This window comes from Alkalicoccus urumqiensis, assembly GCF_002993335.1.
Classification (GTDB): Bacteria; Bacillota; Bacilli; order Bacillales; family Salisediminibacteriaceae; genus Alkalicoccus; species Alkalicoccus urumqiensis.
On record NZ_PVNS01000002.1, the window covers coordinates 240,722 to 256,920 of the forward strand.

Annotated in this window: 10 protein-coding genes; 8 read left to right on the plus strand and 2 right to left on the minus strand. The window is 48.8% G+C overall.

Translation table 11 applies throughout. From position 1 onward, the window contains the following. The first annotated feature begins 21 nt into the window (after positions 1 to 21). The 3 genes from C6I21_RS03000 to addA all read left to right on the plus strand — a co-directional run bounded on the left by C6I21_RS03000 (position 22) and on the right by addA (position 8,513). A complete protein-coding gene (locus C6I21_RS03000) occupies positions 22 to 1,359 on the plus strand; it encodes an FAD-dependent oxidoreductase (RefSeq protein WP_105957942.1) in 1,338 nt (445 codons plus the stop codon). Between the two features lie 175 nt (positions 1,360 to 1,534). After that, positions 1,535 to 4,969 (plus strand): helicase-exonuclease AddAB subunit AddB, encoded by a 3,435-nt coding sequence (gene addB, locus C6I21_RS03005; protein WP_105957943.1) that lies wholly within the window; start codon positions 1,535 to 1,537, stop codon positions 4,967 to 4,969. Next, positions 4,950 to 8,513 (plus strand): helicase-exonuclease AddAB subunit AddA, encoded by a 3,564-nt coding sequence (gene addA / locus C6I21_RS03010; protein ID WP_105957944.1) that lies wholly within the window; start codon positions 4,950 to 4,952, stop codon positions 8,511 to 8,513. The genes addB and addA overlap by 20 nt, the downstream gene beginning before the upstream one ends. 55 nt (positions 8,514 to 8,568) lie before the next feature. Here the strand turns inward: addA and C6I21_RS03015 are convergent, their stop codons facing one another. Next, on the minus strand, positions 8,569 to 10,173 hold the full coding sequence (locus tag C6I21_RS03015) for an ABC-F family ATP-binding cassette domain-containing protein (RefSeq protein WP_105957945.1): 1,605 nt from the start codon (positions 10,171 to 10,173) through the stop codon (positions 8,569 to 8,571). A 141-nt stretch (positions 10,174 to 10,314) separates the two neighbouring features. Between C6I21_RS03015 and C6I21_RS03020 the strand changes: the two genes are divergently transcribed. From C6I21_RS03020 to C6I21_RS03030, 3 genes are all read left to right on the plus strand, one after another. Continuing rightward, positions 10,315 to 10,923 carry a hypothetical protein gene (locus tag C6I21_RS03020; protein ID WP_105957946.1) on the plus strand — a complete coding sequence of 203 codons (609 nt, stop codon included), beginning with the start codon at positions 10,315 to 10,317 and terminating at the stop codon, positions 10,921 to 10,923. Positions 10,924 to 11,056: 133 nt separating this feature from the next. Further along, complete coding sequence (locus C6I21_RS03025) at positions 11,057 to 11,992, plus strand: hypothetical protein (RefSeq protein WP_105957947.1); 936 nt, start codon at positions 11,057 to 11,059, stop codon at positions 11,990 to 11,992. Between the two features lie 51 nt (positions 11,993 to 12,043). Next, on the plus strand, positions 12,044 to 12,880 hold the full coding sequence (locus tag C6I21_RS03030) for a gamma-glutamylcyclotransferase family protein (RefSeq protein WP_105957948.1): 837 nt from the start codon (positions 12,044 to 12,046) through the stop codon (positions 12,878 to 12,880). On the opposite strand, the gene C6I21_RS03035 is transcribed toward C6I21_RS03030, so the two are convergent. Further along, positions 12,862 to 13,377, minus strand: coding sequence for a hypothetical protein (locus C6I21_RS03035; protein WP_142393203.1), 516 nt, complete (start codon positions 13,375 to 13,377; stop codon positions 12,862 to 12,864). The genes C6I21_RS03030 and C6I21_RS03035 overlap by 19 nt on opposite strands. A gap of 151 nt (positions 13,378 to 13,528) precedes the next feature. On the opposite strand from C6I21_RS03035, the gene C6I21_RS03040 reads away from it, so the two are divergent. Both C6I21_RS03040 and C6I21_RS03045 read left to right on the plus strand, forming a co-directional pair. After that, entirely contained in the window at positions 13,529 to 14,626 is a 1,098-nt protein-coding gene (locus C6I21_RS03040; protein WP_105957950.1) for a C45 family autoproteolytic acyltransferase/hydrolase, read from the plus strand. Positions 14,627 to 14,662: 36 nt separating this feature from the next. Further along, the gene (locus C6I21_RS03045; protein ID WP_105957951.1) at positions 14,663 to 16,186 is read left to right on the plus strand and encodes a prenyltransferase; all 1,524 of its coding nucleotides are present in this window, start codon (positions 14,663 to 14,665) and stop codon (positions 16,184 to 16,186) included. The last annotated feature ends 13 nt before the right edge of the window (positions 16,187 to 16,199 follow it).

Consider the following 16,199-nt stretch of genomic DNA (forward strand, 5'->3'; position numbering starts at 1 on the left):
TTAAGAAGGCGGTGCACGCTTATGTATAATTATGATGTAGTCATTATCGGAGGAGGTGTCGGGGGCCTTACGCTGGCGCTGAAACTGGCACAGTCCGGCGTAGAAGTTCTCGTCGTGGAAAAGGAGAAAAATCCGGGCAAGATTTACAAAGGAGAACTTCTTCAGCCAAAATCCCTTATGTATTTCGATGAATTGAACGTGATTCAGCCCATCCTGGATGTGAGCCATCCTCTCTCCACTATTCACACATATGAAGTGGAAGAGTTAAAAGATGGTCGTGTCAGGGAAAATATGTATATACCTCTCCACTATTCCAGACTCGCCTTTAAATATCCGGAAGCAAGGATGATCCCTCATGAAACGTTAAAAAACATTCTGCTGGATAAAGCCTCTTCCTATGACTCATTCCACTACTGGAATCCAGCTGTGTTTAAAGGATTTTCTGAGATGAATGAGAAAAAGCATGAATACAGCACAGCACTTATTCATATGAATAAGGAAGACCTGCACGTATCTGCCTCTTTTTTCGTCGGGGCGGAGGGTCGCTCCTCCGCAATCAGAAAAGCGATGAAACAGCAGGTGGTAACGACGCAGTACAACCATCATTTTTTAACCGTTACCTTCCCCAGGCCCGAATCCTATACGGAAGCCCGGATGTATGCCTCCCATAAATCATTTATCGGTCTGTTTCCGCTTCCGGATAATGAAGTACGCTGTGTAATGCTGATTAAGCCGGGAGATTACCCGAAAATGAAAAAAGAAGGGCTGCATACCTTTACGGAACCATTTTCGCATTTTGAGCCGGAACTTGCAGACTACGTGACGCAGATTGAATCATGGAAACAGATTCAGCTTATGATTCCCGTACGGCACAATATCCATGAATATGTGAAAGGAAATGCTGCTGTCATCGGGGATGCAGCGCATGCCGTACATCCGATGGCCGGTGAAGGAATGAATCTGGCTATTCAGGACGGGGCGGTGCTTGGAGATCTTCTTGCCTGGATGCATGAAACGAACAATAAAAATCCATCGCTGCTGAAACAGTTTGAACAGGTCCGGAAAAAGCGGGCGGACCGCCTTTCTCTTATGAGTCATTTTTCTGCACTCGGCTACATGTGGCCGTTCCGGTGGTACCAGTTCGGCCGGATGCAGGCATTGAAACGGTTTGAGCGGCATCCGATCCTTCACTACAAGCATATGCTCAACATATCCGGTATCGGCTGGTGGAATTACACGCCGTTTGACGGTATCCGCTTCTTTGGGCCTTCCTGGATGTACTTGAAAAGAAGATTCCGGAGACGCTGTGAGGAAGCTATCTTTACTGAAAAAGATGATTATCCGTGGAGGTACAGCTGATTTCCCGGCACATCATTAAATGCCTGTCAGCGGCCGCTGACAGGCATTTTTGAAATGAAAACACTTCAGGCGGAGATCATTATCTGATATACTAAAAGCACGAACATATGATTGCATATCCGGTATTTACGTTCTCCCGATAAAACATAAAAGCACTTTATTAAAGGAGGAAAAGATGATGGCTGTTACGTTTATAACCGGCAGGGCAGGCTCCGGCAAAACGACGCTTATACATAATGAAATCGTGGAAGACCTGCTTCAGAATCCTTCCGGACCTCCGATTTTATTGATTGTTCCGGAGCAGATGACATTTCAGACAGAAAAAGACATACTGCAGAAGCTTGGCAGAGCATATACCCGGCTTCATGTTCTCAGTCTCCCGCGCCTGGCCGTAAAGCTGCTCGAAGAAACCGGCGGGGCAGCTGAGACACTGATCAGTGAAACGGGCATTCATACACTTATACGCAGGGTTTTTGCAGATACGAAAGAAGAATGGCAGCTTTACCGCGGCGGAAGACTGCCGAACGGATTTATTTCCCAGGCAGCAGATTTTCTAAAAGAAAGCCGCCGTTATCATTTGGATACAGAGCGCATGCAGACAATCTATGAGGCATTGGAAAAAGAAGGCGGGGGCCCCGGGGAAAAGCGGCTTCAGGCAAAACTGCATGATCTGCTGCTGATGAAGCGTTATACAGAAGAAGCGCTCTCGGGACGCTTTGTTGAATCGGAGGATCTGCTGCTTTTAGGCACCAGGGCAGTCAAGCCTTCTGAGTTTCTCACCGGTGCCGTTGTCTACCTGGACGGCTTCCACAGTTTTACCCCTCTGGAAGAAACGTTTCTTACCGAAGTGATGACGTGCTGTCAGGTAAAAGCATGTTTTACGGGTGAAAAGGTTCCGGATAACGAGACATGGCTCGATCCGCTGGATTTATTCTTTGAAACAGAAAATGCGATGCAGAGAATTCAGCTGCAGCTTCCGGACACTGACTTTCACGTTCATCACCTAGCGGAAGTGAAACGCTTTTCCACGCCGGCTCTGAATCATCTGGAGAAAACATGGGCAGCATTCCCTGCAAAACCAGGCGCAGCTGTAAAAGGGGTTCGTCTCTGGGAGGCAGTGGACCGCAGAACTGAAGTGGAACACTGTGCCAGGCGGATCAGCGGCCTTGTAAGAAAAGGGCAGATCCGTTATAGAGATATCGCCGTTGTCACACGTAATATGGATGCATACGAACCGCATATTGAAACAATTTTTCCTGCGGAGGACATCCCCTATTTCTCCGATCGAAAAAGGTACGCACATGACCATCCATTTACAGAGTTTATGAAAGCGTCCCTGGAGGCAATTGACCGGAATTGGCCCTACGATGCCGTTTTCCGGCTGCTGAAAACCGGCTATTTGTTTTCAGGAGATACGGATCTGGAATGGCAGAAACTCGATATCGTGGAAAACTATGTCCTCGAGCGGGGAATCCGTGGAGAAGCGTGGAAGAAAGAAAGCAGATGGGAAGAGGTGCCTTCAGAGCTGGAGAAGCTGGATGATGAGCCGATTTCATCTATCATTAAGCGGTGGACAGGGGCGCTCCGCAAGCTGGAAAGGGCGCTGCAGGCTTCCAGTGAAACCACGCATTTTGTTAAGGCGCTCTATACGTACACAGAGGACAGCGGCATCCCTAAAACGTTTTTGGCTGCCGAAACAGAAGAAACATTAAGAGAAAATGAGCAGCTCTGGAAGGAATGGATCCGGCTGCTTGAAGACATGAATGAGCTTGGCGGACGGATGGCGCTGACGAGAGAAACGTTTGCTGAAATGATTGAAGCAGGTCTGGATGCTCTGACATTTTCGATTATCCCTCCTGCGTTCGATCAGGTGACGTGTGCTGATGCAGAAACATCCAGGCTGTCTTCACCGAAAATGGTGTTTCTGCTTGGCGTCAATGAAGGAGTTTTTCCACTTCAGCCCGGCGAGAATGGATATTTAAGTGAAGATGAGCGGAAGATGGTAAAGGCTGCGGGAGGGGAGCTGGCTCCGGATGCGTCAGAACAGCTGATGAATGAACAATATGTATTCTACCGGTCCCTGACCCAGCCCTCGCATCAGCTTTATATCAGCTGGGCCCTTTCAGATGATGAGGGGCGCAGGCTGCAGCCTTCCCTTTATGTCCGCCCGCTGCAGGAAAGACTGCCGGAGCTCGAAGTGGAAGTGAAATACCCTTCTCCTGCTGATCATGACTGGCGTGAACAGACCCGTTTCGTTACGAATCCGAAGCGCACACTCGGCTACACTGCAGCAATGCTTAAAGAAGAGCAGGGCGGATACAGTGTTCCACTGCTCTGGCATGCAGCGGAAAGCTGGTATAAAGAAAAAGGAGAGACCCGGCTTCACCGTCTGTTACAAAACAGCCTGAATTACAAAAACGAAGCTGCAGCCCTGACGAAAGAAGAGGGAGCGCGCCTCTATGGAAAAAAACTAAAAGCGAGTGTCTCCAGGCTGGAACAATATAACGCCTGTCCCTTTTCGCAGTTTGCCGGCTACGGGTTAAAATTGAAGGAGCGGAAAATTCATAAACTGGAAGCGCCGGATATTGGTGTTCTTTTTCATGAGGCAATGAAAGAAGTGACGGAGAAAATTCAAACGCTCGACCGTCCGTGGGACAGCTTTACGAAAGAGGAAACATCACGAATGGCAGAAGAGGCGGTCAGTGGTATAGCGCCCAGAATTCAAAGGGACATTTTCAAACAGTCCCATCGGTACGATTATCTCCTTTCCAAATTAACAGATGTCGTGTCCCAGGCCTCCTGGATGATGAGTGAACATGCCAGACGCCAGGATTTCGTTCCTGTGGGCATGGAGCTGAGCTTCGGGTTATCGGGGGGGCTTCCACCGCTGATGATGCCTCTTCCGGATGGCACAGAGATGGAAATGAGGGGGATTATCGACAGGGTGGACCGTGCGGATACAGAAAACGGAACATTTCTCCGGATTATTGACTACAAATCCAGCCAGCGCGATATTCAGCTGGATGATATTTATTACGGACTTTCTCTTCAGATGCTCGTTTATCTGGATGTCATCCTGGCTTTTTCCCACGAACTGCTCGGAGTAGAAGCAGATGCTGCAGGTATGCTTTATTTTCATCTGCACAACCCGCTTCTGAAAGAAGAGCGGAAGCTTTCAGAGGAAGAAGTGGAAGAAGAGCTGCTGAAAAAATTTAAAATGAAAGGGCTCCTCTCGTCCGATCCATCGGTGATTAAAGCGAGTGACCATACACTGGATTCAGGATATTCAACCATTGTGCCGGTTCAGCTGAAAAAAAGTGGAGAAGCCGGTGCGAAATCAAAAACAATCTCCCAGGAAGATTTTGCACACCTCAGGTCTTATGTACGGAACCACCTGCAGCTGATCGGCAGAAAGCTTATGGAAGGGGACACGTCCATCACACCGTACCGTAAAAAAAACCAGGTGCCGTGTCAATTCTGTTCGTTCCGGGCGGTCTGTCAATTCGATCCGTCGTTTGCAGCCAACACGTACCGCAGTCTGAAACCACAGTCACCGGACCAGATCATGAATAAAATCAGAGAGGAGGATCATGATGAAAACGAAACCTGAACAGAGCCGGTGGACAGACGCACAATGGGAAGCTATTGCTTCGAATAACCGCCCGCTTCTGACGGCTGCCGCAGCAGGAAGCGGAAAGACTGCCGTACTTGTCGAACGAATCATTCAAAAGGTAATTGACGAAGAAGAAGGAGTCGATCTGGATGAGCTGCTTGTTGTAACGTTTACGAACGCTGCAGCAGCCGAAATGAAGCAGCGGATCGGCCGGGCCCTGCAGGAAAAGCTGGAGCAGGACCCTTCCTCCAGTCACCTCCGCAGGCAGCTGACCCTGCTTACAAAAGCAAATATTTCCACCCTTCATTCATTTTGTCTATCCATAATCCGCTCGTATTATTATACGGTGGACATCGATCCGGCTTTCAGACTGCTGGATCAGACCGAAGCTTCCCTTATCGCAGAAGAAACGTGTGAAGAGCTGCTGGAATCCCGTTATGAGAGCAGGGAAGAATCTTTCCGTGAGCTTGCTTCCTATTTTACCGGCGATAAAACAGATGAAGCGCTGCGTCAGCTGATTCTCGAAGTTTATCAGTTTTCCCGTGCTCATCCGGATCCAGATGCCTGGCTGGATCAGATTCTCGATACCTATGACGGGAACGGTGCACTCAGCCATAAAAGCTGGTTTCAGGAAGCCGATGCGCTGATCCGCCAGAAGTATGAAGCTGTTCTGCAGCATCTGGAACAGGCTTTGGATACGGCGCAGTCGACAGGAGGACCGTCCGCTTATGCGCCTGTGCTTGAAGAAGAGCGTTCCCTCGTTCTATCTGTGCTGGAAGCCGGGGATCGAAAAAGACGAATGGAAGCTGTGCGGACCCTGTCATTCGGCAGGCTTCCGGCAGTAAAGAAAGAAGAAGATGTGGAAGAAGAATTAAAAACGCGAACGAAAAAATTCAGAGAGGAAGCGAAAAAGAAAGCAGCCGAGATCCGTCCGCTTGCACTTCAGCCGGAAGAAGAAGCAAAAGCAGATTTAAGCTATATAGCACCTGTCATTAAAACGCTCGTATCGTGTGTCCGGGAATTCAGCCGGATGTTTTATGATGCGAAGCAGAAACGGCAGTCACTTGATTTCAACGATCTGGAACATACTGCACTTCATATTTTATATCAGCACGGGGAGCCCTCGGATGTGGCAGTAGAATACCGGAAAAAATTAAAGGAAGTTCTGGTCGATGAGTACCAGGATACGAACTTTGTTCAGGAAGCTGTGCTGACGGCAGCTGCAGGAGAGGACCGGCTTTTCATGGTTGGAGACGTGAAGCAGTCAATTTACCGCTTCCGTCTGGCGGAGCCGGGTCTGTTTCAGGAGAAATATGATACACTTCCCACGACGAAAGGAAGTGTCATTGATCTGTCGGAGAATTTCCGCAGCCGTAGAGAAGTACTGGAGGCCGTCAACTTTCTTTTCCGTCAGATTATGAGCCGTGAATTCGGAGAGCTGGACTACAATGAGGAGGCCTCGCTGAAACCAGGCAATGAGGATTATCCGCAGATACCGGAAATTCCTGCAGAAGTTGTTCTTATTGAGAAAGACAACGGTGAGGAAGAAACTGCGGAAGCAGAGGCACGTGCATGTGCCCAGGAAATCCGTAAGATGATTGACGGCAGGACGATGGTGTATGACCGCGCACTCGGTACGGAGCGTCCTCTCAAATACCGTGACATTGTGCTGCTAAGCAGGTCAATGACGTGGGCGGACGCTTTTGATGAAGCATTCGCTGATGCAGGTATCCCGCTTCACGCCGACCGGAGCTCCGGATATTTCGATGCGGTGGAAATACGAATAATGCTGTCTCTGCTGCAGGTTATGGATAATCCGAGACAGGATATTCCTCTGGCTGCCGTACTTCGCTCGCCCATTTTTCAATTGACCGAACCGGAACTTGCTGAGATTCGGACGGCTGCCCCGGAAGGCTCTTATTTCGATGCGTTTTCCAGAGCGGCAGAAGATAATCCCCGCTTTCAAGAAAGTTATGATCTGCTGAAAAAGTGGCGGCTGGAAGGGAGATATATGAGTGTTTCTTCCTTCATCTGGTATTTATACCGGGAAACGGGCTATCTGGATTTTGCAGGTGGTCTTCCCGGAGGCAGGCAGCGTCAGGCAAATTTAACAGCGCTCTATGACCGTGCACGCGGGTATGAGAAAACGACGTTCCGCGGACTGTTCCGATTTCTTCGTTTTATTGAGCGGATGAAAGAGCGGGGAGACGACCTCGGCACAGCAGATGCTGTCGGGGAGCAGGAGGATGTCGTCCGGTACATGACGATTCACAAAAGCAAAGGTCTCGAATTCCCGGTCGTCTTCTGCACGGGAATGGCACGTCCTTTTAATTTGATGGATCTTCATAAGCCCTACCTGCTGCACCGGCGTCTCGGGTTCGCTTCCAGAAAAATTGACAGTGCAGGAAGAACTTCCTATCCAACGCTGTATTATCACCTCGTACGTGAACAGATCCACCGTGAAACGCTCGCAGAAGAGATGCGTGTTCTTTACGTCGCGATGACAAGAGCAGAGCAGCGTCTTATACTGACAGGTACAGTGGACAGTGTCGAAAAAAGAGTGGAAAAATGGGCGGACCACCTCCCCGAGAAAGCGGTCCCGCTGTCAAAAAGAGAAGGAGCCAAATCTTACTTTGACTGGCTTATGCCTTCGTTAATGCAGCACGCAGCTGCCGGCCACCTTCTTGAGCAGTCCGGATTTCCTGAAGGAAGTATGCAGTCTCAGCGGAATTGGCAGATCCGCGTCTGGGAAGAAGAAGAGGTCACGCGGGCTGCGGGAGAACCGGTGGAACATACGTCCGGGGTGGACAGCAGCACGATGAAAGAGGCAGTCTATAACAGACTTGATTGGCAGTATCCTTATACCGATTCGGTAAGTGCGGGCATGAAGCAGTCTGTTTCCGAAATAAAACGGCGCGATGAAGATCCGTACGCCGTTTCGTATTTTCAGCCGGTTGAAGAGCTGCACCGCCCTTCGTTTATGCAGAAAAAGAGGCTCAGTGCTGCAGAGTATGGTACGGCGATGCACCTGCTGCTTCAGCACCTGCCCCTCTCCTTCGACCGCGAGGAACAGGTGGAGAGAAAAGCTGACGAGCTGGTGGAAAAGAAATTAATGACTCCGGAAGAACGTGAATCTGTCGATGAAAGCAGTGCTGCGCTGTTTCTGCAGAGTTCACTAGCAGAGACAATGCGGAATGCCCACCGGCTTTATAGAGAACTTCCGTTTTCCCTGCCAATGCCTGCCCAGGAAGTTTACACGTCCTGGAGTGATCCGGAGGAAACGGTTTTTGTTCAGGGAATTATTGATGTATGTGTGGTGACGGAAGAAGGAACGAGAATGATCGTTGATTATAAAACGAACCGTCGAAGAAAGGAAGAAACGGTTCATGCGTTTTATGAACGGCTGAAAGAACAGTATGCGCTTCAGTTAAATATGTATGCCCGCGCGCTCAAGGAAGCATGGGGTGGAGAAGCACCCGAAGCGCTTTTGTATGTTCTGGAAACCGGGGAAACGGTCCGGATACCTGCAAAAAACGCATAGCAAAAAGGCAGCCGGTGGAATAAGATTCCGCCGGCTGCCTTTTACTGTTGAAGAATTATACGGAAGCGGACTTCACGCGTTCTTCGATATATTCATCGTACGTCATTTCTTTGTCGTAGACACCTTCATCTTTGATTTCAATAATCCGGTTGGCAAGCGACTGGTTGAACTGATGGTCATGTGTGGCAAAAATAAGCGAGCCTTTGAATTCGATCAGACCATTGTTTAATGCGGTAATTGCTTCAAGGTCCAGGTGGTTCGTCGGCTCATCCAGCAGCAGGACGTTTGCACCTGACAGCATCATTTTGGAAAGCATGCAGCGGACTTTCTCTCCTCCGGAAAGCACCGAAGGGTTCTTTTTTGCTTCTTCCCCGGAGAAAAGCATTCTTCCAAGGAATCCGCGGATGAATGTTTCCGACTGGTCCTCCGGAGAGTACTGGCGCAGCCATTCGATCAGTGACCCTTCCGATCCGCTGAAGTGATGACTGTTGTCTTTTGGAAAGTAGGACTGGCTTGTCGTGATGCCCCACTTATACGTACCGCTGTCCGGTTCAAGCTCTCCTGCAAGAATCTGCATTAATACCGTTTTAGCCTGTTCATTCGGACCGGCAAGCGCCACTTTGTCTCCGGGGCGGAGTGTAAAGGAAACGTCTTTCAAATACGTTTTCCCATCGATCGTCTTGGACAGATTCTCTACCTGCAGAAGGTCGTTTCCGATTTCCCGCTCGGGCTTAAATGCGATATAAGGGTATTTTCTGGAGGAAGGTTTAATATCTTCCAGATCAATTTTATCAAGCAGCTTTTTTCTCGACGTTGCCTGCTTTGACTTCGAGGCATTCGCACTGAATCGGGCAATAAAGGATTTGAGATCCTCGATCTGTTCTTCCTTTTTCTTGTTCCGCTCCTGAGCCATTTTCAGAGCAAACTGACTGGACTCATACCAGAAATCATAGTTACCGATATAGATTTGAATTTTTCCGAAATCAAGATCGGCAATGTGCGTACATACGTTATTTAAAAAATGACGGTCGTGGGAGACAACAATGACCGTGTTTTGATATTGGATCAGAAAGTCTTCGAGCCAGTGGATTGCTTCAATATCAAGACCGTTAGTCGGCTCATCAAGAAGCAGTACTTCCGGCGTGCCGAACAGCGCCTGTGCAAGCAGCACTTTTACTTTATCGCTTTCCGTCAGCTCTGCCATGGTAAGATAATGCTTCGAATCATCGATACCGAGTCCCTGAAGAAGAACTGCTGCGTCCGATTCGGCTTCGTAGCCGTTCATCTCCGCAAATTCACCTTCAAGCTCCGCCGCTCTCATTCCGTCTTCGTCGGAGAAATCCGGCTTCATATAGATCTCATCTTTTTCCTTGCGTACTTCATAAAGGCGTTCATAACCCATCATGACGACTTCCAGAACCTGTTCCGTTTCATAGGCATAGTGATCCTGTTTCAGAACAGCCATGCGCGCGTCCTTCGCAAGAGAAACGTGGCCGGACTGAGAATCCAGCTCTCCAGAAAGTACCTTTAGAAACGTTGATTTCCCTGCGCCATTTGCCCCGATAAGCCCGTAGCAGTTACCGGGAGTGAATTTTACATTTACATCTTCGAAAAGCTTTTTATCGCCAAAGCGTAAGCTGACATCTTGAACCTGCAGCATTTCATACCATCCTCTTTCTTTTACATACTGTTCACTAGTATAACATTTACTGCAGGAAAAAACGAGCCCCGAAAGGTTTATGAAAAAGAAAGAAGGGAATTAAGTATATTGGTATAAAAAACAAAGAAAAGAGGGGTCATCATGAATACACTGCCAGAGCAGGGTGCCCCGCAGCATGATGTTCAGGAGCGATTTATTCATTTTATTGAAATGATATCAAGCGTCGATTTAAATTCCTCATGGCATGAATTTGCACTGCTGTGGGAGGATAAATCCTATACATTAAAAGAAGAAGAGCATCGGCGGAAAGCACGGAATTTTCAAATATACTATAGGGATAAGCTGACATATGAAGGAGCGCTTTTGTGGACATATCCCGTTGAAACAAGCGGGGGCCTTGCGGTTCATGCGTCAGTCCGGTTTGATAAAATCAGGAGGGGGGACAGCTCCATTCCGCAGAGCCACCAGCTGGAGATAGACTTGATGGATTATTTATCGGAGGATAAAGATAAATTAAATGTGGAAGTGATCCAGCTTCCGGAAGCTGTCAGTGAGTACGACAGAAAGCGGATGCACCTCATTTTGAAAAAATGGGGGCTGGAAAAACAGACGGTAGTGGACCTGATGACGTCGGGAGGTGAAGAGCTGGAGCGGTTTGTGCAGCATATTATTTCTGCTGCTATCCTGCTTCAGTCCAAACGGCACACTGCCGAAAACGAGGAGCCCTTCTCAAAAAATCTTTCCTCCTGATACTGCCCGGCTCCTGCCGCGGGATACAGCGCTGCTGCCCGCGGCTTTTTTAAATGCATGCTGCCGGTATTGCAGGTTCTGCGAGAAGGTTTTACACTGAGAGCATAGACATATTCCGCTGGGAGGAACATTTATGAGAAGTCTGAATGAACAACTTACCGAGGTGCTGGAAAAGAAACGTCTTTATAAAAAATGGACGGCACATGTGGAGCTGCTGAATTCGCAGATTCAAGAAAAAGAAACGAAAGCAGAGGATATAAAGTCAAAGCTGGAAGCATACGGGGAGGAGCTTGAGGATCTTCACAATTTTACGTTTGCAGCCGTGATCAGCTCCATCAAACGGGAAAAATATGAAAAAACCGAAGGGCTGAAAGAGTCGATCGCATCGGCAAAGCTTCAGTATCAGGATGTCCTGCGTACATATGAAGAATTAAAGCAGGAAAGAGTGATGTATGAAGAGCATCTGGAAACGCTCGGAGATCCGCATGGAGAATACGATCTTCTTCTGAAGGAAAAAGAGAGGCTGATTCTGGATGAATCCTCTATATGGAGCGAAAAATTATATACAGCTGCCGAGAAGGAAATTGATAAAATCGGAATGCTGCAGGAACTGAATGAGGCTGTGGATGCCGGTGAGGATGTGTATTATTCGCTGGAAGAGGTATCCAAAGCGCTTGATAATGCATCCAGCTGGTCCACGGTTGATATGATCGGAGGAGGCATGGTTACGACGTATATGAAGCACAGCCGACTGGATGAAGCAAAAGAGGCGCTGCACCGCTCGGAACGTCTTCTCCGTCAGTTCTACGATGAGCTGCATGACATAGAACCGTACTCTACGCTCTCTTTCTCCATAGGGGAGGTATTGACAGCTGCGGATTACTTTTTTGATGGCATTATTGTCGACTGGATCGTCCATGACAAAATCCGTACAGCCCAGGATCGAACATCGGAGCTGCAGGCGTGGGTGTCAGAAGTGGTGAACGAATTAAAAGACACCCGCACCAGTGTACGGGGAGAAATGGAAGAGGCAGCTGCAGAGCGTATCCGGCTCATACAGGAAGCCTGAAAATTTAATAGTTTACCATATCAATATTATGTAAACTAAGTGGAGGACGATATGCTCTTATTCGTTTACGGTACGCTGCGAAAATTTCAAACCAACCATTCTTTTTTAGATGAAATGTCCTGTGTGTCTGAAAATGCCTGGAGCTCAGGAAAATTGTGTTTTACGAGTCAGCCGTACCCTGCGCTGCTCGAAGGTTCGGAGGACGTCATCGGAGAACTTTATGAAATCACGGGAAAAGTGGATAAACTGGTAGAAAGGCTTGAAGGATACGATCCGGATAACGAATCCTCCAGCCTCTATTTAAAGCGTCTCGTACCTGTTCACACGGACCGGGGAAGCGTATTTGCATGGACTTATTTTTATCAGGAGGATGATGCGGTGGATCCAGTGCCTTTTCAGGACTGGTCGCTGCACCGGATGCTGGATGAAGGGGTGGAGCCGCTCCGTTATTTCGCCTACGGCTCCTGTATGGACAGCAAGCGGATAGAACGGGATGGTTGTTTCCATGAATTTCATAAAAAAACACGCGGAAAGGTTCCCGGCTGGCAGGTGGAATATCGATTTGCACTTCATGACGGCAGCCGGGCCGATTTGGTTGAGACACAAACCGGCCCGGCCGAAGGGGTCCTTTATTCCATAACAGAATCTGCGCGGAAATATTTGTGGGAGAGGGAAGGAGTCACTAAAGGGTGGTACCGGCCTGCCGTAATTCCTGTTCTGCAGGGCAAAAACACTGTGCCTGCACTGACGTTTCTAGTCTGCCGGAAAGAGGAGGAATCAGCACCGCCCTCCCACTACGCGGAAGAAATTTTAAGAGGCGCCTCCGAAGTAGTATCCGCTTTTTACTATAAACAGCTGGAAGCGAGGCTTCAATTCCTTTCCCAGTAAATAGATCCTGTTTTTCCGTCATCATTCCAGCGGACATAAAACGAATGCTTCTTGTAAAAATAATGAAGTCGATCCGTGTGGTCGGCATCTCTCTCGCTCAGCCGGCCTTTAATAACCGGTGTGTTGCGGTCTGCGGCAATTTCCTGAAATTGTTTCAGGCAGAGCGAGCCGAGGCCGCTGTCCGGTGTTCCTTTAATATCATCAAGATGAAACGCATTATCCTCTGCGCTCGCCTGCAGAGCGCAGTCCCAGCTTCCTTTGAATGCTTTCGTACACGGGTGCGCCATAATTTGAATGCAGCCGTTCTGTTCGGTTTTATAAAGAATGGTCCATTCACCGTATTTCGTTTCTTCGATTCCGAGAATGTCATAATCCCGGCTGATTTTTTCCATATTGTCTTTCATCCGCAGCATCTGCATTTCCAGCTGATCGAAGGATTCCTTCCATTCCTCTGCGGACTTTTCTGTCTGCTCCATTGCGAAAGCGGACTGCATCATCACTCATCCTTTCCTGTTTCATCCAAATCGTTTATCGCATGTCTCTTTCATTCCAGCAGGATATTCTACGTTACTATCTGCCTTAGATCAAGGCTTTTTTATTTGACGTAACATCGTTTCATGCTAGGATTTTATAAAAAGGAGGCTTACGATGGACGTTCAGATTCAGGCTCTTGCGGACGCCGGCGATGCGTATCAATTTGGGCGCAGACAGGCAGAACAACTGAAAAAAACCCCTTTATATCTAAAACATGCCTCACGACGAAAAAAATCCATCCGGCGTTACCAGACAGACCTTCATGAAGCGAAGAGGTGGCTTCTGGACTGGTCACCCGGTCTTTGGGAAGAACTGCACGGTCTGGCAGATGGGCTTGAATGGCGTCTGGAGGACGTGGTGCATGAATATGCAGGCTATCAGGAAAGCTGGAAGAAAAGTGGATGCAGTGCGATGATGAGAAATGGCCTTTACGCCAGGAACTATGATTATCACCCGAAGACTTACGACGGCCGCTTCGTTCTATGGAAACCTTCTGGTGGATCGGGGGCAGCCCACATCGGGTTCGCCCAGCGGATGATCGGCAGAATGGACGGTATGAATGAACATGGTCTTGCCATCGGGTACCACTTTGTCAACCGGATTGCCCCGACGGACGGCTGGATATGCTGCACGCTGGCAAGAATTGTCCTCGACCAGTGCCGGAATGTTCCGGAGGCGGAGCACCTGCTGAAGGAAATGCCCCACCGGCACGCATTTAATTATTCGCTGGCTGATCGTACCGGCCGTTTTTCCGTCGTGGAAGGTTCCGGTCAAAGCGTCAACGTTTTACGGAAAAGCGGGGGCGTATGTACGAATCATTTTCGCACACCTGGAAAATTAACTGAAAACCGGCATCGTACGGAAGAGTCTGAACACCGTCTCGAGCACCTGAAAGATCTGCGTCATGAATTTTCGGACCCTGCTTCCGGCTATGACTTTTTAAACAACTCGGCGCACGGTATTGTGAAGCATGACTACCGGAACTGGTCCGGTACGATTCATACAGCCGTTTATGATACGGTAAACCTGGAAGTCACCGCCGGCATCGGTCCGGATGCGGTGCCGGTGACGATTTCACTGAAAAAATGGCTGGAAAACGGCCGTTTTCCAGTGAAAAAGCTGCGCGGGGCCCTTCCTCAGCCGGACGGGGGAGATCACCTGGCGCAGCAGGCAGATTCATTTACAGATAACGATTCCTTTTCTACAATGTAAGTGAAAGTTTTCACATGAAATGAAGGAGGTTTTCCTATGGCGGAAAGATCCAGAGAGGAAGTATATGATTATCTGCAGCGGGCAGAAGTAGCTTCTGTCGGCACGTCGAACATGGGCCGTCCGCGGCAGCGGATGATGCATTTTGCAGTGGATGAATCCTTTCAAGTATATCTATCCTCAATGAAAGGCGATCCGAAAGTTATACAGTGGAGCAACATACCCGAAACAGCAATGCTGATTCACCAGGGAAATACGTTTATGGAGATGGAAGAATGCGAGATTATCGGCAGAGCTGAAATTGTCAAAGGGGAGGAAGAGCGGGAAAAAGCCGTTAATCTGCTGAAGGACCGCTCTCCCATTGTCGGTAATTTCGTCCAGCAGGAGGCAGTGGACAGACTGGAATTTATCAAGGTGGTTCCTGCGACGGTGAAATACCGGTATGTCCCGGAAATTCTGCAGGGGGAAGCACCGACGATATTTGATTATTCCAGCAGACAGGAATCCACGGACAAACAGGATCTTCTGTCCCGCGTCAGAGCATGGAAAGAAGCAGTGCGGCCTCTTTCCCTGACTGCTTCGGTTGTGCCGGCGGTTCTCGGCGGTGCAGCAGCTTTTTCGCTCGCGGGAGTATTCTCCTGGCCGCTCTTCCTGCTGACCCTGTTTGCCGCCGTACTTGTGCAGGCAGGCACCAACATGATAAACGACTTTAAAGATGCCGAGAGGGATGCAGAAAATACCGGCGGCGTGCGCCCTTTCACCGGCGGGTCAAAAATGATTCAGCTCGGGTTAATATCCAAAGCAGATATGGGCTTTTTCGGTATTGTGTTAACCGCCGCAGCTGCTGCACTCGGTTTGTACTTGACTGTTCAGGCAGGAGCAGGACTTCTTCCGCTGATTGCATTTGGTTTGATGGCGGGCTTTTTCTACACGAACCGTGAGGGGAGATTTTCCTTCATTAATGCCTTCCCGGGACTTGCAGAATTATTAATTGCCGGGACATATGGCATCGGAATTACACTTGGTGCTTTTTATATTCAGACCGGTTATTACAGCTGGGAAGCTGCTTTCCTGTCTCTGCCGGTGGCGCTTCTTGTTACCAATGTATTATTAATTAATCAGTTTCAGGATGCGGAAAGTGACAAAGAACAGGATAAGCAGACATTAGTTGTCCGCCTCGGCAGAAAGCAGGCAAAAAATGTTCTCGTGCTTTTATTTGCTGCAAGTGCAGTGCTGACTGCGGCCGCTCCATTTCTTGGAGATATTCCGCTGACGGTCTTTCTTGCCTTTTTATCCCTGCCGTTTCTGATTCAGGCGGTCCGCTATGCGCAGCAGTATTATGATGCGTCCTCCACCGATTTGATTCCGGGTAACGCCCACACGGCTATTCATCATCTGTTGACCGGGCTGCTGCTCTCTATCGCACTGTTAATGCCTGTTATGGCAATCTGGTGGACAGGGCTGATGCTTGTTGGAGCAGGGCTGTTTGTGTTTTGGATCTGGCGGTATATTGAACGTCAGCGCAGAGTTATGAACACGTTTAAGCAGGCATTTTCTAAATAACCGGAAGACCTAT

What these genes read in the sequence shown, in the direction of transcription:
- C6I21_RS03000 (WP_105957942.1), top strand. Translation starts at nt 22, where the DNA reads ATGTATAATTATGATGTAGTCATTATCGGAGGAGGTGTCGGGGGCCTT.
- addB (WP_105957943.1), top strand. Translation starts at nt 1,535, where the DNA reads ATGATGGCTGTTACGTTTATAACCGGCAGGGCAGGCTCCGGCAAAACG.
- addA (WP_105957944.1), top strand. Translation starts at nt 4,950, where the DNA reads ATGATGAAAACGAAACCTGAACAGAGCCGGTGGACAGACGCACAATGG.
- C6I21_RS03015 (WP_105957945.1), bottom strand. Translation starts at nt 10,173, where the DNA reads ATGCTGCAGGTTCAAGATGTCAGCTTACGCTTTGGCGATAAAAAGCTT.
- C6I21_RS03020 (WP_105957946.1), top strand. Translation starts at nt 10,315, where the DNA reads ATGAATACACTGCCAGAGCAGGGTGCCCCGCAGCATGATGTTCAGGAG.
- C6I21_RS03025 (WP_105957947.1), top strand. Translation starts at nt 11,057, where the DNA reads ATGAGAAGTCTGAATGAACAACTTACCGAGGTGCTGGAAAAGAAACGT.
- C6I21_RS03030 (WP_105957948.1), top strand. Translation starts at nt 12,044, where the DNA reads ATGCTCTTATTCGTTTACGGTACGCTGCGAAAATTTCAAACCAACCAT.
- C6I21_RS03035 (WP_142393203.1), bottom strand. Translation starts at nt 13,377, where the DNA reads ATGATGCAGTCCGCTTTCGCAATGGAGCAGACAGAAAAGTCCGCAGAG.
- C6I21_RS03040 (WP_105957950.1), top strand. Translation starts at nt 13,529, where the DNA reads ATGGACGTTCAGATTCAGGCTCTTGCGGACGCCGGCGATGCGTATCAA.
- C6I21_RS03045 (WP_105957951.1), top strand. Translation starts at nt 14,663, where the DNA reads ATGGCGGAAAGATCCAGAGAGGAAGTATATGATTATCTGCAGCGGGCA.